The sequence below is a fragment of the Rhizobium sp. KNZ2-6A genome, from assembly GCF_056755475.1.
Window position 1 is genome coordinate 14,837 of sequence record NZ_JBNDIC010000055.1, and the last position, 21,826, is coordinate 36,662.

Annotated in this window: 19 protein-coding genes and 4 pseudogenes; 12 read left to right on the forward strand and 11 right to left on the reverse strand. The window is 60.2% G+C overall.

Annotated features, from left to right (window positions below):
- Nucleotides 1–34: 34 nt before the first annotated feature.
- A complete protein-coding gene (locus tag ACPYOP_RS27625) occupies nucleotides 35–1,084 on the reverse strand; it encodes an Ldh family oxidoreductase (protein WP_481413452.1) in 1,050 nt (349 codons plus the stop codon).
- A 140-nt stretch (nucleotides 1,085–1,224) separates the two neighbouring features.
- Here ACPYOP_RS27625 and ACPYOP_RS27630 point away from each other — a divergent pair, with 140 nt between their 5' ends.
- The gene (locus ACPYOP_RS27630; protein ID WP_481413453.1) at nucleotides 1,225–2,124 is read left to right on the forward strand and encodes a LysR substrate-binding domain-containing protein; all 900 of its coding nucleotides are present in this window, start codon (nucleotides 1,225–1,227) and stop codon (nucleotides 2,122–2,124) included.
- 116 nt (nucleotides 2,125–2,240) lie between these two features.
- On the opposite strand, the gene ACPYOP_RS27635 is transcribed toward ACPYOP_RS27630, so the two are convergent.
- Nucleotides 2,241–2,720, reverse strand: a complete 480-nt coding sequence (locus tag ACPYOP_RS27635) for a helix-turn-helix domain-containing protein (protein WP_481413454.1) — start codon at nucleotides 2,718–2,720, stop codon at nucleotides 2,241–2,243.
- On the opposite strand from ACPYOP_RS27635, the gene ACPYOP_RS27640 reads away from it, so the two are divergent.
- Nucleotides 2,715–3,419, forward strand: a complete 705-nt coding sequence (locus ACPYOP_RS27640; protein WP_481413455.1) for a CocE/NonD family hydrolase C-terminal non-catalytic domain-containing protein — start codon at nucleotides 2,715–2,717, stop codon at nucleotides 3,417–3,419. The two genes, ACPYOP_RS27635 and ACPYOP_RS27640, sit on opposite strands and share 6 nt — an antisense overlap.
- Before the next feature lie 249 nt (nucleotides 3,420–3,668).
- Complete coding sequence (locus ACPYOP_RS27645) at nucleotides 3,669–4,280, forward strand: NIPSNAP family protein (RefSeq protein WP_481413456.1); 612 nt, start codon at nucleotides 3,669–3,671, stop codon at nucleotides 4,278–4,280.
- Between the two features lie 212 nt (nucleotides 4,281–4,492).
- Here ACPYOP_RS27645 and ACPYOP_RS27650 read toward each other — a convergent pair whose 3' ends face one another.
- Nucleotides 4,493–5,269 carry a helix-turn-helix domain-containing protein gene (locus ACPYOP_RS27650; RefSeq protein ID WP_481413457.1) on the reverse strand — a complete coding sequence of 259 codons (777 nt, stop codon included), beginning with the start codon at nucleotides 5,267–5,269 and terminating at the stop codon, nucleotides 4,493–4,495.
- A 112-nt stretch (nucleotides 5,270–5,381) separates the two neighbouring features.
- Here ACPYOP_RS27650 and ACPYOP_RS27655 point away from each other — a divergent pair, with 112 nt between their 5' ends.
- Nucleotides 5,382–6,194 carry an alpha/beta fold hydrolase gene (locus ACPYOP_RS27655; RefSeq protein WP_481413469.1) on the forward strand — a complete coding sequence of 271 codons (813 nt, stop codon included), beginning with the start codon at nucleotides 5,382–5,384 and terminating at the stop codon, nucleotides 6,192–6,194.
- A gap of 536 nt (nucleotides 6,195–6,730) precedes the next feature.
- Here the strand turns inward: ACPYOP_RS27655 and ACPYOP_RS27660 are convergent.
- Nucleotides 6,731–7,669, reverse strand: a complete 939-nt coding sequence (locus ACPYOP_RS27660) for a LysR family transcriptional regulator (RefSeq protein ID WP_481413458.1) — start codon at nucleotides 7,667–7,669, stop codon at nucleotides 6,731–6,733.
- A 287-nt stretch (nucleotides 7,670–7,956) separates the two neighbouring features.
- Here ACPYOP_RS27660 and ACPYOP_RS27665 point away from each other — a divergent pair, with 287 nt between their 5' ends.
- The gene (locus ACPYOP_RS27665) at nucleotides 7,957–8,883 is read left to right on the forward strand and encodes an alpha/beta fold hydrolase (RefSeq protein ID WP_481413470.1); all 927 of its coding nucleotides are present in this window, start codon (nucleotides 7,957–7,959) and stop codon (nucleotides 8,881–8,883) included.
- An 85-nt stretch (nucleotides 8,884–8,968) separates the two neighbouring features.
- Here the strand turns inward: ACPYOP_RS27665 and ACPYOP_RS27670 are convergent.
- Both ACPYOP_RS27670 and ACPYOP_RS27675 read right to left on the reverse strand, forming a co-directional pair.
- Nucleotides 8,969–9,307 (reverse strand): annotated as a pseudogene (locus ACPYOP_RS27670) (hypothetical protein); the annotation flags it as partial.
- Between the two features lie 181 nt (nucleotides 9,308–9,488).
- Entirely contained in the window at nucleotides 9,489–10,211 is a 723-nt protein-coding gene (locus ACPYOP_RS27675; protein ID WP_481413459.1) for an SDR family oxidoreductase, read from the reverse strand.
- 90 nt (nucleotides 10,212–10,301) lie between these two features.
- On the opposite strand from ACPYOP_RS27675, the gene ACPYOP_RS27680 reads away from it, so the two are divergent.
- Entirely contained in the window at nucleotides 10,302–11,258 is a 957-nt protein-coding gene (locus ACPYOP_RS27680) for an AraC family transcriptional regulator (protein ID WP_481413460.1), read from the forward strand.
- 147 nt (nucleotides 11,259–11,405) lie between these two features.
- Here ACPYOP_RS27680 and ACPYOP_RS27685 read toward each other — a convergent pair.
- A pseudogene (locus ACPYOP_RS27685) lies at nucleotides 11,406–11,504 on the reverse strand (transposase); the annotation flags it as partial.
- Between the two features lie 322 nt (nucleotides 11,505–11,826).
- A complete protein-coding gene (locus ACPYOP_RS27690) occupies nucleotides 11,827–12,726 on the reverse strand; it encodes an AraC family transcriptional regulator (protein ID WP_481413461.1) in 900 nt (299 codons plus the stop codon).
- A gap of 172 nt (nucleotides 12,727–12,898) precedes the next feature.
- Between ACPYOP_RS27690 and ACPYOP_RS27695 the strand changes: the two genes are divergently transcribed.
- From ACPYOP_RS27695 to ACPYOP_RS27710, 4 genes and pseudogenes are all read left to right on the forward strand, one after another.
- Nucleotides 12,899–13,858 (forward strand): aldo/keto reductase, encoded by a 960-nt coding sequence (locus ACPYOP_RS27695; RefSeq protein WP_481413462.1) that lies wholly within the window; start codon nucleotides 12,899–12,901, stop codon nucleotides 13,856–13,858.
- A 49-nt stretch (nucleotides 13,859–13,907) separates the two neighbouring features.
- A pseudogene (locus tag ACPYOP_RS27700) lies at nucleotides 13,908–14,013 on the forward strand (IS6 family transposase); the annotation flags it as partial.
- A 70-nt stretch (nucleotides 14,014–14,083) separates the two neighbouring features.
- Entirely contained in the window at nucleotides 14,084–15,211 is a 1,128-nt protein-coding gene (locus ACPYOP_RS27705; protein ID WP_481413463.1) for a LysR family transcriptional regulator, read from the forward strand.
- 137 nt (nucleotides 15,212–15,348) lie between these two features.
- Nucleotides 15,349–15,537, forward strand: a pseudogene (locus ACPYOP_RS27710) (EamA family transporter); the annotation flags it as partial.
- Nucleotides 15,538–16,083: 546 nt separating this feature from the next.
- On the opposite strand, the gene ACPYOP_RS27715 reads toward ACPYOP_RS27710, so the two are convergent.
- The 3 genes from ACPYOP_RS27715 to tcuC all read right to left on the reverse strand — a co-directional run bounded on the left by ACPYOP_RS27715 (nucleotide 16,084) and on the right by tcuC (nucleotide 19,076).
- Entirely contained in the window at nucleotides 16,084–16,797 is a 714-nt protein-coding gene (locus ACPYOP_RS27715) for a YoaK family protein (protein ID WP_481413464.1), read from the reverse strand.
- Between the two features lie 108 nt (nucleotides 16,798–16,905).
- Nucleotides 16,906–17,685, reverse strand: coding sequence for a substrate-binding domain-containing protein (locus ACPYOP_RS27720; RefSeq protein ID WP_481413465.1), 780 nt, complete (start codon nucleotides 17,683–17,685; stop codon nucleotides 16,906–16,908).
- A gap of 92 nt (nucleotides 17,686–17,777) precedes the next feature.
- Nucleotides 17,778–19,076 carry a tricarballylate/proton symporter TcuC gene (tcuC, locus tag ACPYOP_RS27725; RefSeq protein WP_481413466.1) on the reverse strand — a complete coding sequence of 433 codons (1,299 nt, stop codon included), beginning with the start codon at nucleotides 19,074–19,076 and terminating at the stop codon, nucleotides 17,778–17,780.
- Between the two features lie 265 nt (nucleotides 19,077–19,341).
- Between tcuC and ACPYOP_RS27730 the strand changes: the two genes are divergently transcribed.
- Together ACPYOP_RS27730 and ACPYOP_RS27735 are read left to right on the forward strand one after the other, a co-directional pair.
- A complete protein-coding gene (locus tag ACPYOP_RS27730) occupies nucleotides 19,342–20,007 on the forward strand; it encodes a response regulator (protein ID WP_481413467.1) in 666 nt (221 codons plus the stop codon).
- Nucleotides 20,008–21,426, forward strand: coding sequence for a sensor histidine kinase (locus tag ACPYOP_RS27735; protein WP_481413468.1), 1,419 nt, complete (start codon nucleotides 20,008–20,010; stop codon nucleotides 21,424–21,426).
- Nucleotides 21,427–21,826 lie beyond the last annotated feature (400 nt).

Sequence of the window (21,826 nt, forward strand, 5' to 3'; positions counted from 1 at the left end):
CGTGTCGAAAATGCTTGCCTTTATGCTTCTCCGTTCAGGGTAGGACAGGACCCTTGGCGAAGGCCTCAAGCGCTGCTATCAGAGACTGATCGAGGCTGACGCCGTCCTGCCGAGCACGGGCGAGATTCCTGTTTTCAATTTCACCGGGTACGAGGACCGGCGCATCCGGATCGGCGGGCGGCGTGGAATGCAGTATTTCCGAAAAATCGGTCATTCGACCCGATAGCCACTGCGCAGTTCCAAGCCGCTTCGTGTCAATCACAAGGAAATAATGACCCAGATTCTGAGGTTCTTCGGGGGAATCGACCCAGGATTTTACGTGAGTGAGATACGCGGCGCCCGAAAGCACCCCGGCGAGCAAGTCGACGACCAGCGCGAGGCCGTAACCCTTGTGACCGCCAATAGGCAGCAGAAAACCGTTCAATGCCTCGTTCGGATCGGTCGTGGGTCTGCCAGATCTGTCCGTCGCCCAGGTATCAGGAATCGACCGCCCCGCCTTTGCAGCGTTCCGGATCTTGGCCCGCGCCGCGACGCTGATCGCCATGTCCAGCATAATCGGATCTCCATCCGGATTGGGAAAGCCGAAGCCGCATGGGCTGTTGCCGAGACGCGCCTGGCGTCCGCCCCAAGGCGCAATAGTTGTGGTCGCGTTGCTGCCAATCAAGCTTGCAAACCCTGCCTGGGCGGCGATGTAGCTGTAGGGGGAAACCGGACCGAAATGGTTGCTGCCTCTAGCGAGCGCCAAGGCGACGCCGGTCGTGCTCGCGGCTTCCATCGCTGCCTCAAGCGCACGCATTCCAACCAACGGACCCACGCCATTGTAGCCGTCGACCCTAATCAAGGCAGGGCCTACGGTCTCTAACGTGATGGACGGACGCGGATTGATGCCCTGGATCTGAAGTCGCTCCCCGTAGGATTCGATGCGGCCGACCCCGTGCGTGCTCAAGCCGAACATCTCGGCAAGCACCAGAACGCGGGATGCGTCGGCAGCGTCGTCCCTGTTAAGCCCCAATCCGATAAGTGCCGCCGTCGCCAATTCGGTGAGTTCGCCCTCCGACAGGACGCGTTTTGTCTGTTCCTCCATCGAACTTCCTTTCCTTCCCGAAGGGGTCCGCGTCTTCGCGGGTAGCTTCTGCCCCAGGCTTGTTGGCTGCAATTATGGATCAGTTGAGGACTCATAAAAACTGTGCGATATCTGAATTCAAGCAACAGGAATTCTGCTCTATGGACACACGCTTTCTCGAGTGCTTCGTGGCGGTCGCCGAGAGCGGTTCCGTTGCCGAGGCCGCGCGACGGCTTAATATCGCGCCGACAACCCTCGCGCTGCGGATCAGAGCCCTGGAGGAGGAACTCGGCTTCACCCTCATGGCTCGCTCTGGCCGCACGGCCCGGCCCACTCCCGCTGGCGAAGCGGTCGCGCTCCGGGCAGTCGGTCTTCTGCGCGATCTTCGCGACCTGAGGACACTGCAGGATGAAGAGCAGCCTCGAGGGCAACTGCGGCTCGGCGTTGCCCAAACCGCGATTGCCACGGTGCTGTGCGATGTGCTTCCGGCGCTAGCGCAAAAGTATCCCGAACTGGAAATCGTGGTGCAGAAGGGCTCCTCCGCGCAGGTGTTCGCAAAACTGAACGCCGCGGAGGTCGACGGAGCCTTCATGTTTCATCCGCCGTTCAAGCTATCGAAGAGCTTCGTGTGGCGGCCGCTCACGGCGGAGCGCTACGTGGTTATCGCGTCCGGTACCGAGACCGTCGCCGACCCGCTCCAACTTCTGCGAGAGCGACCGCTGGTGCGCTATGACCGCTCACTATGGTCCGGCCAGATCGCGGAAAACTATTTGCGACAGCATCGCATCCGGCCGAACGATCGCATCGAACTTGATGCGTTGGATGCGATCGCCGTGCTCGTGCATCGCGGCATCGGCGTTTCGCTCGTGCCAGACCGAGCCTTGCCGTGGCCCGAGGGATTGTCGATCGTAAGGCATGCGCTTCCAGAACCAGCCCCCCAACGCGAGTTAGGTTTGCTCTGGCCGATCACCTCGGCTCACGCGCGGCTGATCCAGGTTGTGGAGCGGGAAACCATTCTGGCGGTCAGCGGTGCAGCACGGGCAACCGGGGCGACCCTGTAGCGCGAGGGGCAGGACGGCGGAGTGCCGCGCAAGGCTGCGCCTGTCCATGTTCGCCTTTGTTGATGAATCCGCAGCGCCTGGTCGCAGGACTGCCTTTTCCACGCGCGGCGTCGCGTTCACCCGCCACGCCGGACTGCCGTCGATGCGGTATGCGCGAGCGCAAACGATTCCGGCGCTCTCACTTCTTCGAGTAATCCGACCGGCGGTCGTACGCGGCTGGGCACGGCGGGTCTATCTGTTGCTGCACCTGAAAGCCCAGGAGTCCTCGGTTCATTAGCGGATGCGACCCGGAGTCCTCCCACTACCGGCTCCCCTTGCCGGCGGCCATATTGGCGCGGCGAGCAGTTCATGACCCGCTTGAAGGCAGTACTGAAGGACTTCTCGGACTCATAGCCGAGCGCCGACCCGATCTCGGCAAGCGACTGGCGTGTCGAGGTCAGCCTGTCTGCTGCCTGCAGCATCCGCCAACGGGTCAGATATTCCATTGGCGAGAGGCCAACCTTTTCCTTGAAGGTCACGGCGAAGGTGGTGCGCGACATACCTGCCTCTCTGGAAAGTGTCTGAAGCGTCCACGGCTCGCCAGGCGCCTCGTGCATCGCCGCGATGGCCGCGCGCAAGCGCTTGTCGGCCAGCGCGGAAAGCCATCCCGCTTTCTCGGTCGTTCGGTCGGACAGGTGAAGCCGCAGGCCGCGCCCGCCGAGAAATCCTATCCCGGCCAGGGCGACGGACTGACCTTCACGTCCGCACCCTTCGAAGAGGAAATGGAGTTCACCGGCCCGATCGGGGTCAGGCTCTGGGTCGGTTCCTCCACGGCGGACATGGACCTCTTCGCGGCCGTCAGACTGATCGATCCACAAGGTCGAGATGTCACCTTCATGGGCAACAGCGATCCGAACGTGCCGCTCGGCCTCGGTTATCTGCGCGTCTCGCATCGCGCCGTCGATGCGGCGAAGTCGACCGAGTACAGCGCATTCCATCCGCATCTGACGTCCGAGCCGATGACGCCCGGTCAGCTCTATCCCGTCGATGTGGAGTTCTCCGAACCGACGAGCATCGTCATCCCCAAGGGCTATCGTCTCGCCCTGACGATCCAGGGCAAGGATTTCGGCTACGGCCCGGGCGCCAACATCGTTCGCGCCAAAGACTATGATCTTCCGAACTCGAACAACTCCGGCCTCTTCTTCGCCGCGCATCCGAACCGCGACCCCACCCTTTACGGCGGGGTGGACACGGTTGCGACCGGTGGAGAGCATGCATCCTATCTGCTGTTGCCGCGCATTACCGTGCGCCGGTGACCAGTCACGATTTGCGGGGCGGGTGGAGCATCTCGCTCACTCCACGCGCCGCTTGGCAGCCCCGAATTTCTCATTCGCTTCTTGGTGACGAGCCGGCCGCGCACCAACTAGAGGCGCAGGTCTCATCTTCGCATCGCAATTCGACCTCGCGAAGATGCGACTCCGGCGTGCCCGACGCTGCCTATCGTCGCGTAATTGCCGTCACGAATTGCGCTGGAAACTCGGCCTGGAGCCGAAGGAGTGTGAAACATGTTCTACGAACTCGCGACCCTATCAGGGCCCTTGCTAAAGCTCGACGAAATCGACGCCGCAGCGCAGGAGTGGATGGGTGATGCCGCTGCGGGAACCGTTCTCGGCCGGTGGCGGACCGACATCGGCCAGCTCGGGCAAGTGCTTCTCCTGCGCCAATTCGACAGTTTGAAGTACCTTAGCGACGAACGGCATCGCGCGCTGCTGGATCGCGATCCCTTCAGGGTCCGCGGACTTGCGACCTCCGTTACCCAGGAGAGCTACGAGGGCTTTCCGTTTCTGGCCTCGGCCGCACCGCGTCGGGCAGGCGGCATATACGAGTTTCGAACCTATTTCCTGACGGTCGGAGGTCTCCCGGCTACGCTCGAGGGCTGGGAGGCGGCGATCGAACCCGCCAAGGACTATACCGATCACCTCGTCATCAACATGTTCGCACTCGATGGCCGCCCTCGTATCCTCCACATCTGGGGTTTTGAGAGCCTCCAGCAGAGAAGCGAGCTGCGCGAACGTCACTACGCCGCAGGCACCTGGCCGCCGAAGGGCGGACCTGAGCACATCGATCACGCGATGTCCGTTATCGCCCTCTCGAACGATGGTTCGCTGTTAAGTTGAACGCGGCGCACGGCGGACGACGGTGGCGCCCCAGCCCGCCCGGTCGCTTACTTGCCGCCGGTGACATCAAGGAACGTGCCGGTGATGAAGGACGCCGCGCCGTTCGGTGTGCAGATGCGACACCCGCTTGACCGAATGCTGTGGGCAAAGGATGGGACCGATCGCGTTGATTGTGCGATGCCACGGCTTGACCGCAAGATCTCGAAACGAAGTTAAACGTCGGCTCTTGCATAAATAGCAAGCTTCAGCGCTGGATTATCGTTTGCTTGGAAAGTGGCAAACTTGAACTTCAGACCACCTTGAACCGGGTGGGCCAGCGTCTTGACGCCCGAGACCGGTACTCCGACGTCATGAGAGGTCCACCATTGACTGAATTCCGGGCAGCGCTTGTGCAGTTGTTCGACCAAGCTACCGAACGCCGCATCTCCCGCCCACAAATCATGGGAGACCCGAAATAGCGATATCATGCGGCGCGCCTCGTTTTCCCAGCTCTCACCGAAAAGCCGCCTCGCTGCGGGATCAGTCAACATGTAGAGGAGGATATTTCGTTCTTCGGTCGGAAGCAGCCCAAAGTCGGTGAAAAGATGCGCGGCCGCATCATTCCACGCCAGGATATCCCAGCGCTGCCCGAGCACGTAAGCGGGCTGCTGGAGGCTCGCCACCAGATAGTTGATCGTCTCTGGGACAACTTCCGTTTCGAAGGCTTTGCGGTCCGGCGTTTCTGCAAGGGCGCGCAGATGAGAGAACTCAGCACTGCTGAGCCGAAGTGCCTGGCCCAGTGCCGAAATCGTCGAGGCAGAAGGTGACACCGCTCGCCCTTGCTCAAGCTTTACATACCATTCAACGCTGATCCCGGCCAGTTGTGCCACCTCGTCACGACGAAGTCCTGGCGCTCGCCTGCGACGCAGGCTGTTGAGCCCAACGTCGTGAGGGCGCAGCTTGGCCCGCCGCGACCGGAGAAACTCGCCCAATTGCTTACTGCCGCGCATAGCATCTTCTTTGGTGGCCCTACATTATACCAGTATCATACCGGCTCTTGTTGCGCTTGCCCTTTTTGCCAGAAATACCTTTCAACAAAGAAACAGCGAAGAAGGCGCTCTCATGAAAACCGATGTAGATGGAACAAGCTGGAACTGGGTTAGGCAAGGAAGGCGTGGGGCACCCGTTGTCGTCCTGATCCATGCCGTCGGGCTGGATCTCTCCCTTTGGAAGGCGCAGATGCAGATCCTGACGCAGAACTATGATGTGATCGCCGTTGATCTCCCCGGACACGGTCAATCAGCCGCTCCACCCGTAGACTGGAGCTTCGAGAAGGCGGCGGCCGGTATCGTGGCTGTCCTCGACGACGCAGAGGTTGGCGCTGCACATCTCATTGGCCTGTCTATCGGTGGGATGATCGCGCAGGAGGTTGCCATTTCGCGCCCCGCCCGCGTTCGATCGTTGATGCTTCTTGCGACCGCAGCCACTTTTCCGGATGAAGCGCGCGCTGCTATGCGACAGCACGCGGCCCTGGCGGAGGCACAGGGTATGCAAGCCGTTCGGCCCTTTGTTCATTATTGGATCGCCAGTGAGACAGCTAGGGATCGACCGGACCTCATCGATCGCATCTCGTTGAGCCTGATGCGTCTCGATTCAGCCGACTACGCGTTGATTTGGCGAATGATCGCCGGCTTCGACGCTTCGGCACGCTTGAGCACAGTTCGATGCCCGACCCTTGTGCTCGTCGGCGACCGCGACCTCAACACGCCGGAGCCTTACGCCGTCTCACTTGCCGCTGCTGTTCCGCAGGCCAATACTATTGTCTTGCCCGGGGCAGCGCACCTAATCCCCCTCGACATTCCCAGCGAGACATCCTCGGCAATTGAAAACTGGCTGGCACATACGGAAACGAACATGGAGCAAAATGTGCTGTAGATGCGCATTGTTTCAGAACCGTGTCGTCCCGGCCCTGCAGGGCGTCACACGCCTAAGGAGCCCGGCATTGTTTGCGGAGCTCCCCAGCTCGAAGCTGGAACCCCTCCCAAGGGGATTCGCTTGCGCATGGATCGCACTCTTGAACGGTGGTTCGCCGCTGAGCTTAACATGGCTTGCAGGAGGCAACGAAGCGGCCAACGGCGGGCCATGGCCGCGAGAGCGAGGATTCCCCGGCCGCCATGATTGGCTCCGCGGAAGGCTAAGGCGATCGATCTCAGCTCCAACGTGGCTGCATCGAGACAGGGCAAGCAGACTGTGAACGGCAAAATTCCATTCATACTCTGCTTAAAGGAGGGTCATAGCGTAGACGTTGTTCTCAGTTTCGTCGTTCTCAACCCGCCATCGAAGTGTCGCACAGTGAAGGTGGCCGGATCGTAGAATCGGTGCGCTCCATACTGCTTGCTAACCCTCCAGGCTGATCAATTTTGAGGCCGAGTCGCGAATTTGATGCCGGGGGGTATGGGGTTTCGTCCCGCCTATCTACGTTCTAGCGTGACCATTACTCGGTTGGAGGGAAGATAGGAGCGGCCCTTCAGAAACGCGACGAACGCGCGCAATGCCGCTGATTGGTGGCGCCTGCTCGGAAAATAGAGGTAAAGCGCCTCCAGCGGCGAAGACCATTCGGGTAGGACTCGTGACAACTTTCCAGCGGCGAGGAGGTCGGATACGCTCGCAGCCGGCGCGCTGACAATTCCTAGCCCCCTTACAGTCAGCTCGATCTGGGAAGCGAGATCGTGAACGATCGTTGCCGCCGGCGGCGTGATCTGTACGGTCTCGCCTGCAGATTGCAGGAGCCATGGTATGATCAAGCCGGTCGTCTGACTGCGGCACACGATAGCGCGGTGATTGAGCAGATCGCTTGGGAGATTTGGCATCCCTCGAGCATGAAGATAGGCAGGTGAAGCGACGAGAACCGCTTCTGATTTGGGGGCGACTGGAACGGCCACCATGTCCTTCTCAAGGCAATTACCATAGCGCAATCCTGCGTCGTAGCCTTGCTTGACGATGTCGATCATACGTGCTTCGACCGCGATCTCGAGCTCCACGTCAGGATAGGTGTCCTGAAAAGCCGCCAGTGCTGCGGCAATGAGCAGGTCGAAGGGCGCGCGCGGCATGGTAAGGCGCAGAGGGCCGGCCGGCCGGCCACCCCGGCGTGCGGCCTCCTCCGCGGCTCGCCTCAATTGCGACAGGGCAGGAGCTGCCGCGAGGAGATAGTCGATACCTACTTCCGTCAAACTCAAACTGCGGGTCGAGCGGCGCAAAAGCGGCGTGCCGAGCCGCTCCTCAAGGCTTCGGATCGCCTGGCTGGCCGCAGATGGCGAGATGCCGAGACGCCTCGCTGCTTCGGAAAAGCTGCCAGCTTCGGCCACAGCGACGAACACGGCCACGCCTTCGAGGATATTCTTCTGTCGCAATTTAGTCACCTTGAAGTTTTGCTTCAGACTTCATGTTCGATTGCTGGGCTAATCGCAAGCATCCGTTCGGCGTACGATTGTGAATGTCCACGATCCAACACCATCCCGTCGAAGCTCCGATCCTGATCGGGCATCCCAACCGACGTTCCATCCTCCTGGGAACGGGCACAGCCGCCCTGTCTGGCGTAGCGGGGGGAATGCCCTCGACAACGCTAATTTCGCACACTTTCAGCACGCCCCGCCATACAACGCATTACATCGAGTGCGGGCCGGCCGACGGACCGCTGATAATCTTCCTCCACGGCTGGCCGTGCATAGGTTTGATGTGGCGCGCTCAGATGGACGCGTTCGCCGCCGACGGGTGGCACTGCGTCGCTCCTGATCTTCGCGGCTTTGGTAGCTCCTTCGCACCTGCAGCCAACAATGCTTATACAGTCGAGGAAATCGTGGCGGACATGGCGGAACTCCATGACCACCTTGGCCGCAAGGCTGCAATCTGGGTTGGCCACGACTGGGGCAGCATCGTAGCCGGTGCGTTGGCCGCGCATGAGCCGAAGCGCTGCCGTGGCGTCGTACTGATCTCGTGGGCGTATTTTCCCGACGGGAACGCCCTGCCCACGCTCGTCCCGCTGGTCGACCGAACGATTTACCCCGCCGATCAGTATCCGGACGGCCAATGGGACTACTACCGCTACTATACGACGCATTTCGATACGGCGGTGGCTGACCTCGACGCGGATGCGGAAGCATCGTTGGCATCGATCTTTCGATCAGGCAGCCCTGCCGCCGTCGGCGAGGTTTCGCCATCCGCGCAAGTCACGCGCAACGGTGGGCGCTTCGGCGCCGCACACCGAGCCCCGCCTACTCAGCCTGACCCGGCACTGTGGCCACCGGTGGACTTCGAAGAGCTGGTGCACGCGTTCAAGCTTCGCGGCTTCCTCCCTACCTGCGCGTTGTATCTGAACGGTGACGCCAACACTGCCTACGCACGCGAGGCGCCCAACGGAGGCCGACTGTCGCAGCCGGTGCTATTCGTCAACGGCGACTTCGATCAGATCTGCAGCATCAACGGAAATCGTCAGGGCGACCCGATGCGTGCAGCCTGCCGAGACCTTACCGTGGCGAGTCTCTCCTGCGGGCATTGGCTGCCGTTGGAGCGCAAGGAAGAACTCATCCATGTCATCCGCTGCTGGCTCCAGAGCAAAAAACTTTGATGCGGGTAACCGAAGAATGGGATCGCAGATGAAGAATGCAACAATCCTCAGCAATCGCGCTGGAGAGCGGAAAAAAGATGGGCCACGCCGCAAGACTGAGCTTCGCCTGCTTGAGACGACCTTCAGCAACGGCGGCTCGGACCTGCAAAACCCGATGAGCGCCAATGGACGACCAGCGCATCTGACGCTTCTTGTTCATGCGAGCATTGACGAGGCTGTTGGCGGGACTTTCGGCGGGCGAGTTGGATATCGGCAGGCCGACCCGGTATCGCTGGCAGTAGTTGACGATCGAAGCCGTGTTCTGCATGAGGTAGGTGCCGAGATTTTTGATCAGTTCGCATAGATGCCTGAGCTTTCCGGCAGCGTCGCGAAGTCCCGGATGCTGATCTAATTGGGCGAGCATCTGCGCTATGGCTTCACAGGCACGGGGTGGCGCGAGGCACGGGATCACGGACGAGTTCGCCGGGCCCTGACGGGCCAGCCGCCACGGACCATCGCGGCCTTTCTAGGGAGCATCGCGCCGTCTTCCAGCAGGAGCGTTCTGAACGGTAGCGAGTGGAATGTTCTTGGGCAGAGACATGTTTGCAGGTTCGGCCCATGATCCGCTAGATGAGGACAGCTCCACCATCCACGATCACGGATTGACCCGTCACGTAAGCGTTGCGCATGAACGACAGGTACGCTTCAGCAATATCCTCCGGTTCGCCGATGCGTTTGACAGGCAGTTTGCCCGCCGTTGAGCGGAAGATTTGGTCCCGCACATCGGACGGAACGCCGGACCACAGATCGGTGGCGACCATTCCGGGTATCACGACGTTAACACGCACAGGCGCGAGCTCAAGCGCGAGCGCGTGGGTAAGAGATTCGATCGCCCCGCAAATGCTTGCCGCGAATGCAAAACCAGCAGGCGGCCGGCGGGCCGAGGTTCCGCTTGTCAGCACGATGGACCCGCCATCGCGCATCTGTGGCCGTGCCGCCTTCACAGCAGCGACCGCGCCCCAATAGCGCAATTCGAAAAAACCACGCGCCATCGCCAGATCGATCTCAGCGACAGGCTTACCGAACGGCAGGGGTTCGCCGGCGGTGAAGACGAGATGGTCGAACGCACCGACTGTCGCGAAAAATGCCGAGACCGACTCCACCGACCTCACGTCAACTACCGCACCCATGGCGGCTGCTTTTGGTAAACGCCCCACGGCGCTCGCGACATTCGCTTCCTGGCTGGAGGCGATGACGACGTGAGCCCCCTCGCGGACGGCTCCTTGAGCCACCGCAAAGCCGATGCCCCGCGATCCGCCGAGGATCGCAACTCGCTTGTTCTGCAACATGATCTATCCTTTCGCAGAGGGGATGAGCTGCCTGATCTCCCTCTTGAAGAGGCATGCTACTTTGATCTAATCGTTTGATCGATAATCAGGATGCCATATCTCTTTATCGATCGGCCAAAAATGGACCCATTTCTCGATCTCATCCAGCTGCTTCGCCCGCGCGCCACGCTGTGGGGCGGAATCGAGGGTCATGGCCGATGGGCGGTGTCGTTCCGCAGCCGGCGCGACCTTCTGTTCTGCTGGCTGGAACGCGGCGCGTGCCAGTTGATCCGGCCGGACGGTGCGCCGCTCCTGCTAGACCAAGGCGACTTCGCGCTCATCAGGGCCGACCACGATTTTGTCCTCGCGTCGGACTCCCAAGTCGTCCCTCAGGACAGCGAGGTGATGGTCTCCACGACCGGCAAAACGCTTCTGAGCGTCGGCACGGGTTCGGAAGCACCGGTGATATTGCGGGGCGGACGGTTCGTCTTCGATACCGCGAATGAGGACCTCCTTGCAGAGCTGATGCCCCCCTTCGTCCATATCGCGAATGATGACACCAGCTCCTCCTGGCGTGTTCGTAGTCTGCTGAGTTCGAACCTGTCGGAGTCATCACAACCTCGGGCCGCCAGCGACTTCGTCATCACGCGATTGATGGAGCTGACGTTCGTCGAAATTCTACGCAGTGTCGTCCCCGAAACGGCCCGGAAACACAAAGGTCTGCTAGCCGGATTGAACGATCCCGTCGTCGCCCGCGCGTTGGTAGCGATGCACGAGGACACCGCAAAGAACTGGACGCTGGCTGACTTGGCGCGGCTTTGTGGCGTTTCCCGATCCAGTCTTACGGGCCGGTTCCGGAGCGTCGTCGGCATGGCTCCGATGGGGTATCTTCAGCACTGGCGCATGGCCGTTGCAAAGGATGCCTTACGTCACGGCCACAAAAGGATCGGCGAGATCGGGCTCGCCATCGGCTTCCAGTCGCCAAGCGCTTTCAGCACGGCCTTCACGCGATTCACGGGGATCTCACCCATGATATTCGCCGCGCTTGAGCGCCGAGCCCCTTCATGAACGCAAGGGGCGATTTCTCGCCGCCGCGGTTAATGATGCGGATAATCGGCCGCAGTTCGCGACCGACGATCGAGCACCATGACGCGATCTCGGTTACATCGGAGCAACATCGAGCGGGGGCGGTCGCCGGATGCACATCGACGACGCGGCTGTGGCGACACGATGGGTGTACTGGCCGAGATAAGCGAGCACCTGGTCAGGCCCGCCGAACGGCGGCTTCGAGTAGACGACCCAATCGACGCTGCGAAGTGCGCCGGTGCAGCAGCGTCCAGCCGGCGGCTCAGCGGAGCGAAGGTCTCAGAGGTGCTGGGCCATGCGATCCGCGCGGCTGTCGCGTTGTTTCGGCACGGTCGGGGGCGAGTGCTTCGAACCCCCGGTCCTATCGACGGTTCGTCCCGTCGTTGCGCTTTTCATTCAGCATGAAGCCGTTTCCGCCTGGAAGGAAACATATGAACGCGACATCAACATTCCGGCTCTGCCGACTCTCGCCGGGTCAGGAAGCTGACCACCATTGTTCAAAGGACGATGTTTGGCCCGAACGTCAGGACACCGACTTCGTAGGCTGAACTCAAGTTACCACTGCCAAGCCCGGCGAGGCGCGCAAGCGGGCTATGTCGCGCGCCGGCGGTTCTCCAAAGTGGCGGCGATATTCGCGACTGAACTGCGTCGGGCTTTCGTAACCCACGCGCAAGGCGGCGGTCGTGACGTCGATATCATCGACAAGCATCAGGCTGCGCGCGTCCTGCAATCTGAGCTGCTTCTGGAACTGTAGCGGCGTCATCGCCGTCACCGCGCGAAAATGCTCGTGCAGGCTCGACGGGCTCATGCCGACTTCCGCAGCAAGCCGCTCGACGCTGAACCGTTCCCGGAAGTTCTTCCCGATCCAGGCGATGGCGCGGCCGATCTGCGCCACCCGCCCCTGACTGGAGGTGATGTGGCGCATCCTGGCGCCGTCGGGGCCGGCGAGCAGGTGATAGAGAATTTCCTGTTCGGCAAGCGGCCCGAGGACGGGCAGCGCTGCCGGATCCTCGAGCAGGCGCAGCAGGCGTAGCGCCGCATCGAGCAGGGCGGCGCTGGCGTCGGACACCGTTTTTCCTATAGGCGGGGATGGCGCTCTCGGCGACGGCGGTACGCGCAATGCCAGGTCCCCCAGCATGACCGGATCGAAATCGAGATACAGGCAGAGATAGGGCTTGTCGGGCGTCGCCTCGACCACATGGCCTATTGCCGGCAGGTCGTAGGTCACGACTCCATAACGACCCGGTGCATATCCGAAGACGCGGTCTCCCAGCGTGACCTCCTTGCGCCCCTGGACAACGAGGCACAGTTGCGGCCGGTAAACATTCGGCATCGGCATCGTCACCGTGGAGGATCGAACAAGCGTCACGCGTTCGATAGGCGTTGCGTGGAAACCATCCTTCGACACGTATTTCGCGATGATCGCTACAATTTCCCTCAGTGCTTCCATGGAAGCCGACCATTGCACGCGCGCGGAAGCACGGCAACGCGAACCCGCGGCTTCTGGAGGATCAGGCAGAAATCTTGGCGCATCAGGCTAACGGCTCGACCCTGGCGCGCATCACAGTGTCAGCGGCGCCTGGTCTCAGCCAACCCGGTCGCGGAACAAATATGGAGCGAACATGACAATCGATAATCTCAAGATACCCGCGGTCGCACTGGGTACCTGGGCTTGGGGCGACAGCGGCGAGAGGGGCGACGGCTATTTTGGCAGCAGCCTCACTCAGGCTGACTTGGAAGTCGTCGCGGACAAGGCGCATGCGGCGGGGTACACTCTCTGGGACACCGCCGTAGTGTACGGCATGGGCCGTTCAGAGGCTGTCCTCGGGCAAGTCCTGAAGCGCTTCGCCCGCAGCGATTATCAGCTTTCCACGAAGTTCACCCCGCAGGCCACAGGCCCCGGCGAGGATCCGATGGCGGATATGCTGGAACAAAGCCTAGCCCGCCTCGGTACCGACTACATCGACCTCTACTGGATCCACAATCCGGCCGACGTAGCGCGATGGACTCCGCACCTGATCCCGTCGCTGAAGAGCGGGAAGGTCAGACATGTCGGTGTCTCGAATCACAACCTGAGCGAAATCAAGCTCGCCAACCAGATTCTCGGAGAAGCCGGGTTCCGGGTCGAAGCCATCCAGAACCACTACAGTCTTCTCTACCGCAGCTCCGAGCAGGCTGGAATTCTGGACTATTGCCGCAACCAAGGCATCCCGTTCTTTGCCTATATGGTGCTCGAACAGGGCGCCTTGACCGGCAAGTACAGCCCGGACAATCCGCTGCCGGAAGGCACTAACCGGGCGAAGGCTTACAATGACATGCTGGCTCAACTGAAGGGGTTGACGGATAAGCTCGCTTCGGTCGGCCGGAGCCAAGGTGCGACGGCTCCCGATGTCGCGACAGCGTGGGCCATCGCCAAGGGCACGACACCGATCGTCGGCGTCACCAAACCCGATCACGTCGATGGTCTGGTCCGGGCCAGCAGCATCACGCTCACCAGCGACGACATCGCGGAGTTGGAGGTCCTCGCCGACGCCGCTAACGTGAACACACGCGGCTGGTGGGAACGAGAGATGGCAGTCTGAGCGCAGGTTAAGTTAGCCTGTCAGCGGTCGACCTGTGCCATCCTTCAGCATGACCCAAGTCATTCGTGATCGCCTTTATCACCGCCATCGATTTCCTGCAGACGTGATTGCCCACGCCGCGTGGGATCATCGTTTCGCACCAGACCGTGCGTCTCTAGGAAACAAGATTGTTTGGCGATCGTCGATCCGTTATGTTGATATCGTCGCCATAACGGAGAGTTATGAATGGATATCAACTCCGCTTTGAAGGCTTTTGTTCGTACAGTGGAACGAGGCTCAATCACTGGCGCAGCGCGCGATCTTGCAATTTCGCAACCAGCCGTCACCAAGCATCTGCTGAACCTGGAGCGGCATGTTAAAGCTCGTCTTCTGGAACGGTCGCCCAAAAATGTCAGACCGACCGACCAGGGCTTGGCGCTCTACGAGTCCTGCCGTCATGCATTGGCGTCGATCGACGCCGCGCTGGAAGGCGTGCGGCTCAATGTGGGAGAAATCGACGGGCCCATTCGGGTTCACTCACCTTCCTGTATAGGGGAAAAGCATCTCTATGGCATGTTGGTCGAGTTTCAGGACGCGCATCCAAGTGTCAATGTCGAGCTGGTTCTGGACAACCGCAGCGTCGACCTGATCTATGAGAACTTTGACATCGCTATCCGCTATGGGAAAATCGAAGGTCAGAATATTATCGCCCGACGGATTGGCTGGATACAACGAATTCTTGTAGCATCGCCGGAGTTTCTTAGTCGGGTCGGCGAAATCGGCAGTATCGAAGCCTTGTCCGAATTGAATATGGTGGCCACGACGTCAACGATCTCTTCCCGAAATACGATCTTCCTTTCTTGCGACGGTGATCAGGCGATCGAACTGGCGGTCAGACCTGTCCTGAAGACGAATAACGCGCAGGTTCTGGTGAAAAGTCTTCTCTCCGGTCGAGGTGTCGGACCTGTGCAGGTGAGCCTCATTCTTGATGAACTCCGGGAAGGCAAACTGCAGCGCGTTCTTCCCCAATATGATGTTCGGCCGACGGAGATAGCGCTTACTTATCCGTCGACCAAGTTCATGCGTCCGGTCGTACGCGCGTTTACCGATTTCGTCGTCCCCAGATTACGGACTGTGGAAGAAGCCACTGCTGCAACGCTTGCCAACGCCTTATGGATGGTACGCAAGAAATTCCTCCCTATCAATTACATCAGCGCATGTCCCCGGCGAGAAACCGCCGATCCCCGGCGAGAAACCGCCGAAGCATGCAAAGCCCTGCCTCCGGCGAATATGCCTTGGGCTATTGTGAGAAAGGCTAGAGAACGCGATGGTCGCTGGCCAATCGCGTTTCTTTTGCGGCCATCATTGCCGTGACTAATATCGGGGGTGCAGGCATCAGGTACCCTGCCCTGCCTCCCGCATCTTCTGGCGAATGGGCAGGAGGTCGATCCTGATCACCGACTTCAGGCTGCCCAGGCGCCGCCCGAAACGACTGCGGGAGTTCGTTGAACGGTAGCGTCGCGACAGTTTCTCAGGCATGGGCTATCGCTGTGCCGGCCGGCCCGATCACGGCACTCCGGGAAACGAGTGTCGTCTTCGCTGTTCTGATTGGCTGGCTGTTTCTTGGCGAAACCTTCACCGTCCGGCGCATTCTCGCCTGTCTGATCGTCGCGGTCGGCGCGATCCTGCTCGGGCTTTGATTGTAGTGGCACGTCGTCTGCCCGGATCTCCCCGAGAGCCGAGGCTTGCGGATACTGCGATAGCAGAGCAGGTGCCTGCGCATTGCATCATCGTCCCGATCGCCTCGGTGGGAGTTGGAAACCGGTCCTCAAAGATGAAGCCATAGGCGAGACCAAAGACGGTTTCGGCAACGATGAGCTGAGCCGCGAGAGCCGGCGGCAGACAACGGGACGCGAAAACCCAGCACAAGATTGCCAACCACGAATATGAAATGCGTGCTCATTTTTCGCCATCATCGGCGAAACAGCGCTTTTTCGGGGCTTGGTTCGAACCGAGAATCAATTCGATGAACAGGTTCGAATGCATTGGCGATGTTCCTGGGATGCGGTTACGGACCGCGCAGCAGCGCAGGATCGTTCAGGACCAATTTCGACCTATAGGCTAGGAACTGGCAATTGACCTGGTCGTACTTAGATCGCATTTCAGGCGCTTTAGACGCTGAAGACATGCTTCACGTGGAGTAGACCGGACGGCTTGTCATGCTCTGACTGGTGAGCCTAGAAAGGTCATCCAATCCCCATACCGCGTCTGTTAGCACTTAAGCACAGTAGGAGCGCAAGGATCAGTAGAACGGCAGCGCCCGCCGTCGCAGCGTTTCCAAAGAGATTTGTCGCGACGGCACCTAAACCCGCTCCAGCCAAGAAAGTCAGGGACACGGCTCCGAACTTCTTCGATTGCTCTAAATCATTCGTATCGCGGTGACGACTGAGCCCATTGAATAAGGATTCCGTCGCCCTCCGAAGGTTTCCGGTGGCGATGACCGAATTGTATGACCACCTGTCAAGTTTGGTGAAGATCGAGCTTTGGACAGAGGCTACAAAGGAGATGGCCAGAACGATTGGCATACTTGGAAAACCCGTCGGTAGGAACGCTACAATGATCAGCACTGTGAACTCGAGCAGGAGGCTGACCAGATTGATCCAGGGTTCCCCTCGCGCCGACGCAAGACTTCTCACCCAAAATGCTGCAAATACGCCAAAGATGAACGCGACGATCGGCATGAGATGGCGTACGGCCTCCGACCATTGACCTGTGGCCGCGTTAATCCCGAGTAATACAACGTTGCCTGTCTGGGCATTGGCAAAAACTCCGCCTTGGCCAACCCACGTGAAGGCGTCCAGGTAGCCTCCTGCGCAACTTAGCAAAATGGCCAGAGGAAATGTCCCGGCTAGCTTCGGAGGCGGTCCATTACGATGCGAGACTCGAGTCTGCTCGGCCATTGTGATTTCAACACTCCTGAAAAGCTGCTCTGTTTTGGCAAGACCTTAAGACCCCAGTGCGCTGTCACTCAAGGTCACACCGACCCCAAGCTTTACTACGCCGTCGCATTACTTGGTCGCAGCCTTACCGAGCGGCTCCATTCCGCTGCGGCGGATGACGGCGGCGTCGGTGGGATCGGCGAGGAAGTCGATCAACGCCCGGGCGGCGGCTACGTGATGGGATCCCTCAACCACGCCAGCCGAGAAGACAGTGATCTTCTGCAGGTCGCCGGGCACCTGACCGATGAGCTTGATGCCCTTGATCGGCTTCAACTCGGACACCTGCTGGAAGCCAATCTCATATTCGCCCGACGCGACGACCGAACCGACCGGCAAGGCCGGGATCATCTTGGCCTTGCCGGCCATTTCGGCCTTGATGCCCAGTTTGTCGAACATTTTCTTTTCGATATAGACGCCGGAGGCACTGTCCGAATAGGCGACGGATTTGGCACCGAGAAGCGCTGCCTTCAGTGCCTCGGGCGTGCTGACGTCAGGAGCCGGCGCGCCTTCCTTGACGACAATGCCAATGCCGGACTGGGCCAGCGGCATGCGGGTATCGGCAATAACCTTTTTGTCTTCAATCAGCTTGTCGAGCGCGTCGCCAACCATGATCAGGACATCGATATCTTCATTGCGGGCCAAACGCTGCGGCACAGCATCCTTGGTCGTGCCCATCGATGGGCCCCATTCGGAGACGACCTGGTTGCCGGTCCGCTTTTCAAATTCCGGAATGAGTTCCTTGTAGGCGGCAGCGAAGCCACCCGAGGAAACGACCTTGATCGTATCGGCAAATGCGTTGGGGGCGACAATCAGAAAGAAGGCGGCGAAGGCCGCTGCAATGCGTTTCATCCCAAAAACTCCTCTTTGTTGGGACTGAACTTCAATGAAGGAGACTGAGGAAAGAGAGCGGGACAGAAGTTGGCGCCGTCCCGCGTCGTCTGTCATGCCTTGACGGTGAAGGCGCTGGGCCGCGCGCCGTCTGTCACCTTGCGGTAAACGAGAAGCGTCGCCACCAGACCGCAACCGCCTGCAAAGGCGAGCCAATAGCCTGGTGCTGCCTTGTCGCCGGTTTCCTGGATAAGCCAGGTGGCGATGGCTGGCGTAAAACCGCCGAAGATCGCCGTCGCCAATGAATAGGCAAGCGAGAAGCCCGCTGTCCGCACGATCGGCGGCACGATCTCAGTCAGGGCAACCACCATAGCGCCATTGTAGCTGGCATAGAGGAAGCTGAGCCAGAGTTCGGCGATCAGCATGCGTTCGAAGCTCGGTGCGGCAACGAGCCAGGCGATGGCCGGGTAGGCTGTCACGAGCGAGAGCGCCGAAAAGACCACGAGTACGGGCTTGCGGCCGATGCGGTCGGAAACAGCGCCCATGACCGGCAGCCAGAAGAAATTCGACAGGGCGACGCAGAACGTCACGAGAAGACTGTCGGTCTCCGAAAGCTTCAGGACGCTCTTACCGAACGTCGGCGTATAAACGGTGATGGCATAGAACGAGACCGTCGTCATGACGACCATCAGCGTGCCGAGCAGGACGATGCCCCAGTTGGTGGCCAGCGTCTGGTAGAGCTGCGTCATTGTCGGGCGATGTTGACGGGCGGCGAATTCCTGCGTTTCTTCGAGCGAGCGCCGGATATAGAACAGGAACGGTACGATGCCGCAGCCGATGAAGAAGGGTATGCGCCAGCCCCATTCCGACATCACGCTCGGTGGCATCAGGGAGTTCAGCGCATAGCCGAGGACGGCCGCGACCATGATGGCAACCTGCTGGCTGCCCGACTGCCATGATACATAGAAACCTTTTTTTCCGGGCGTCGACATCTCCGCCAGATAGACTGAGACGCCGCCGAGTTCCACACCCGCGGAAAAGCCCTGCAACAGGCGGCCGATTAGAACGAGAAGCGGTGCGAAGAGACCGATCGTCTGGACGCCGGGCACGAAGGCAATGAGCACGGTCCCGAGCGCCATGATGCTGAGTGTGACGATGAGGCCCTGGCGGCGGCCGATCTTGTCGACATAGGCCCCGAGAAAGATCGCACCGAGCGGTCGCATCAGAAAGCCCGCGCCGAAGGTCATGAAGGTCAGCATCAGCGATGCAACTTCATTGTTCGACGGGAAGAAGGTCTTGGAAATATTGCTGGCATAGATGCCGACGAGGAAAAAGTCGAACATTTCCAGGAAATTGCCGCTTGTTACGCGCAAGACGGTGCCAACGCGGGATGAGTGTGTACTTGCAGTCATGTTTGTTCCTCCCTGTGCAAGAGACCTACCCAGCTTGGGATCCTCCGGTCTCCATGCGAACGGTCGCGCGTCAGTCGTGTTAGCCCACGTCGCTTATCGACAGCAGGCCGCGACATGCGGCTTTACCAAACTCATTTCCGACCGCTTACATCAGATTTCCTGTCATCATCCTGTCACGCCGCCTGAGCGACACGAAATTATCTTGTCGGGGACCCACCCTCCGTGCTTGATCTAGGCCAAAGCAATCGAGACGAAGGAGGAAAGCATGCGGGTCCTCATTGTTGAGGATGACCCGTCGTTGGCGCGCGGGATCGTATCGGCACTGGTGGCTGCCGGCTACGCGGTCGATCGTGTCGACAACGGCCGCGATGGGCTCTCCGCCGCCCTTGAGGAAGACTACGCGCTCGTCGTGCTTGACCTCGGTTTGCCGGAAATGGACGGGCTCACGGTCCTGAAAGCGCTGCGGCAGGCCGGTTCGACAACGCCCGTGATGATCCTGACCGCGCGTGATGCCATTCCCGACCGGGTCGCGGGGCTCGATGTGGGAGCCGACGACTATCTGACCAAGCCCTTTGCGCTCGAGGAATTCGAGGCCCGCGTGCGCTCACTCGTCCGGCGCGGCCAGAACCAACCCAGCCCAATGCTGACCTGTGGCGCGCTTTCCATCGATCGCAACTCCAGTACGGTAACGCTCGCCGGGCGCACGCTCTTACTGCGTCCGAGGGAGTATTCGGTCCTCGTTCTTCTTCTTAGCCGCGCAGGCCAGGTGGTGCAGAAGGAGCGGCTTGCTTCTGCGATTTCGAATTTCGACGATGCGCTCACGCCCAATGCCGTGGAACTGCATCTTGGCCGCCTGCGCAAGAAGCTTGAGCCAGATGGTCCCAATATTCGTACAATCCGCGGAGTCGGGTATATTCTCGAGGTAGAGTGAATGAGCGCGAACGCCGCGCCGTCTATCCGTCGGCGCCTTCTGCAAAACATGGTGTTGCCGGTCGCAGTGCTCGCGATCGTCTTCGGCATCGGCGGCGCATTTCTCATCCATAGTGTCGTGAGCCTGACGCAGGATCGCCTGCTTGATGCGGCGCTCGTCTCTATCATCGATCGCGCGGCCGCGCGAGGCCCGGCGCATCTCGACAACACGGTTGCGCAGGGCGCCATCGAGATCCTGAGCGATGAGGCGAATGACACATTTGCCTTTTGTATATCCGATGGCGCCGGCTTTCAGCGGGGCGATCCGGCGCTCTGTGCGCTGGACACGCGCCCTGCACCCCTCGACCGGATCACGCACGTGCCGGCCGATCTAAATGACAATCAGGTGCGGATCGCGATGACGAGCCGCACCATCGAGGGCTTTGCAGGTCCGCTCACCTTCAGGATGGCGGAGACGCTTAATAGCAGACTCGATATGGAAGCGCGGATGCTCGTCGTCCTCGTGTTTTTTGAAGCCGTTCTCCTGAGTGCTGCCGCCATTCTCTCCTATCTGGCCATCTTGCGCGGGCTTCTGCCGCTGACCGAAATCAGTCAGGAGCTTCTGGGACGAGCACCACCGGGCGCCATCCCGTTTGCCCGCATCGATACAGCACGAGTGCCGGAAGAGGCCGTCGATCTCGTCTCGGCGATCAACACATTGATGGAGCGGCTGGATGAAACGATCGCCGGCGTGCGCGATTTTACCGCCGACGCCTCTCATCAGTTGCGCTCGCCGCTGGGCGGTATCAAGCTGCATCTTGAGCTTCTCGAGCGGCAGGCGGCGGGCCAGGATAATCTTCTTTCAACGCTCGGCGAAGCGCAGAACGGCGTGACGCGCCTGCAACGGATGCTTCAGCAGTTGATCGTACTCGCGCGAGTCGACGCGAAGAGCGGCGCGGTCGATCTCGATCAGCGCGTCGATCTCGGCCGCCTTGCCGCCGATGTCCTGGCCGAGCACGTGCCCAAGGCTCTGAACCGCAATGTCGACATCGTGCTCGATGCGCCGGACGACCCCATCAACGTCACCGGCAATCCGCTGCTTCTCAGGGAAATCATCGCCAACCTTGTCGGTAATGCGATTGCACATAGTCCCGAAGGCGGTTGCGTAACGGTGCGCGTGATGCTGGACGCGACGACGGGAACAATCGCGGTCGAGGATGAAGGGCCGGGTATTCCCGAGGAGGAGCGCAGTCGTGTCTTTCAACGCTTCTACCAGATCGCCCGTAGTGACGCAAAGCCAGGTTCGGGGCTCGGTCTTGCGATCGCGCGCCGTATCGCCGATCTCCATAGCGGCTTGATCACTCTCGGCGAGACCGCTTCGGGCCACGGCTTGAGCGCCCGGCTCACCCTACGCCTGTTTCAATCGAAGTCGCTGGACTAGTCACAATGCCTCAATTGCACCAACGAATCGCTTGTACCGCCGCTCGCCCCGTTTGTGCTGCATAAGCGCAGCTTCTTTGAGTCCTGGCACGCCTTATGCCGACGCCTCATCGCCCAGCCTTCGACAAGTGCCGGAAGCGTAAACCTGCTTGGCATAACCGTGCCTCGCTCGTGAAGGTAGGTGGCGAGGTCGAGCGACTTGTCGGCGGGCTCGAATGCGTCGCAAGCTCGTCCCGTGTGGCTTGGCAGTTAATTATGAGACTCTGACTGCAAGGATTTCAATGAGATAGGTCGGCACTTTATCTGAGATTGAGCAGCTAATTTGTAAGCGCACAATTCGCGGCACCTGTTCATTGAAAATCGAATGAAGGAGTCTGTGTCCACAACGGAGACTGTGGACA

Excerpts from the sequence above, each read along its gene's own strand:
- ACPYOP_RS27625 (WP_481413452.1), bottom strand. The coding sequence starts at position 1,084 with ATGGAGGAACAGACAAAACGCGTCCTGTCGGAGGGCGAACTCACCGAA.
- ACPYOP_RS27630 (WP_481413453.1), top strand. The coding sequence starts at position 1,225 with ATGGACACACGCTTTCTCGAGTGCTTCGTGGCGGTCGCCGAGAGCGGT.
- ACPYOP_RS27635 (WP_481413454.1), bottom strand. The coding sequence starts at position 2,720 with ATGCACGAGGCGCCTGGCGAGCCGTGGACGCTTCAGACACTTTCCAGA.
- ACPYOP_RS27645 (WP_481413456.1), top strand. The coding sequence starts at position 3,669 with ATGTTCTACGAACTCGCGACCCTATCAGGGCCCTTGCTAAAGCTCGAC.
- ACPYOP_RS27650 (WP_481413457.1), bottom strand. The coding sequence starts at position 5,269 with ATGCGCGGCAGTAAGCAATTGGGCGAGTTTCTCCGGTCGCGGCGGGCC.
- ACPYOP_RS27655 (WP_481413469.1), top strand. The coding sequence starts at position 5,382 with ATGAAAACCGATGTAGATGGAACAAGCTGGAACTGGGTTAGGCAAGGA.
- ACPYOP_RS27675 (WP_481413459.1), bottom strand. The coding sequence starts at position 10,211 with ATGTTGCAGAACAAGCGAGTTGCGATCCTCGGCGGATCGCGGGGCATC.
- ACPYOP_RS27680 (WP_481413460.1), top strand. The coding sequence starts at position 10,302 with ATGCCATATCTCTTTATCGATCGGCCAAAAATGGACCCATTTCTCGAT.
- ACPYOP_RS27690 (WP_481413461.1), bottom strand. The coding sequence starts at position 12,726 with ATGGAAGCACTGAGGGAAATTGTAGCGATCATCGCGAAATACGTGTCG.
- ACPYOP_RS27695 (WP_481413462.1), top strand. The coding sequence starts at position 12,899 with ATGACAATCGATAATCTCAAGATACCCGCGGTCGCACTGGGTACCTGG.
- ACPYOP_RS27705 (WP_481413463.1), top strand. The coding sequence starts at position 14,084 with ATGGATATCAACTCCGCTTTGAAGGCTTTTGTTCGTACAGTGGAACGA.
- ACPYOP_RS27715 (WP_481413464.1), bottom strand. The coding sequence starts at position 16,797 with ATGGCCGAGCAGACTCGAGTCTCGCATCGTAATGGACCGCCTCCGAAG.
- ACPYOP_RS27720 (WP_481413465.1), bottom strand. The coding sequence starts at position 17,685 with ATGAAACGCATTGCAGCGGCCTTCGCCGCCTTCTTTCTGATTGTCGCC.
- tcuC (WP_481413466.1), bottom strand. The coding sequence starts at position 19,076 with ATGACTGCAAGTACACACTCATCCCGCGTTGGCACCGTCTTGCGCGTA.
- ACPYOP_RS27730 (WP_481413467.1), top strand. The coding sequence starts at position 19,342 with ATGCGGGTCCTCATTGTTGAGGATGACCCGTCGTTGGCGCGCGGGATC.
- ACPYOP_RS27735 (WP_481413468.1), top strand. The coding sequence starts at position 20,008 with ATGAGCGCGAACGCCGCGCCGTCTATCCGTCGGCGCCTTCTGCAAAAC.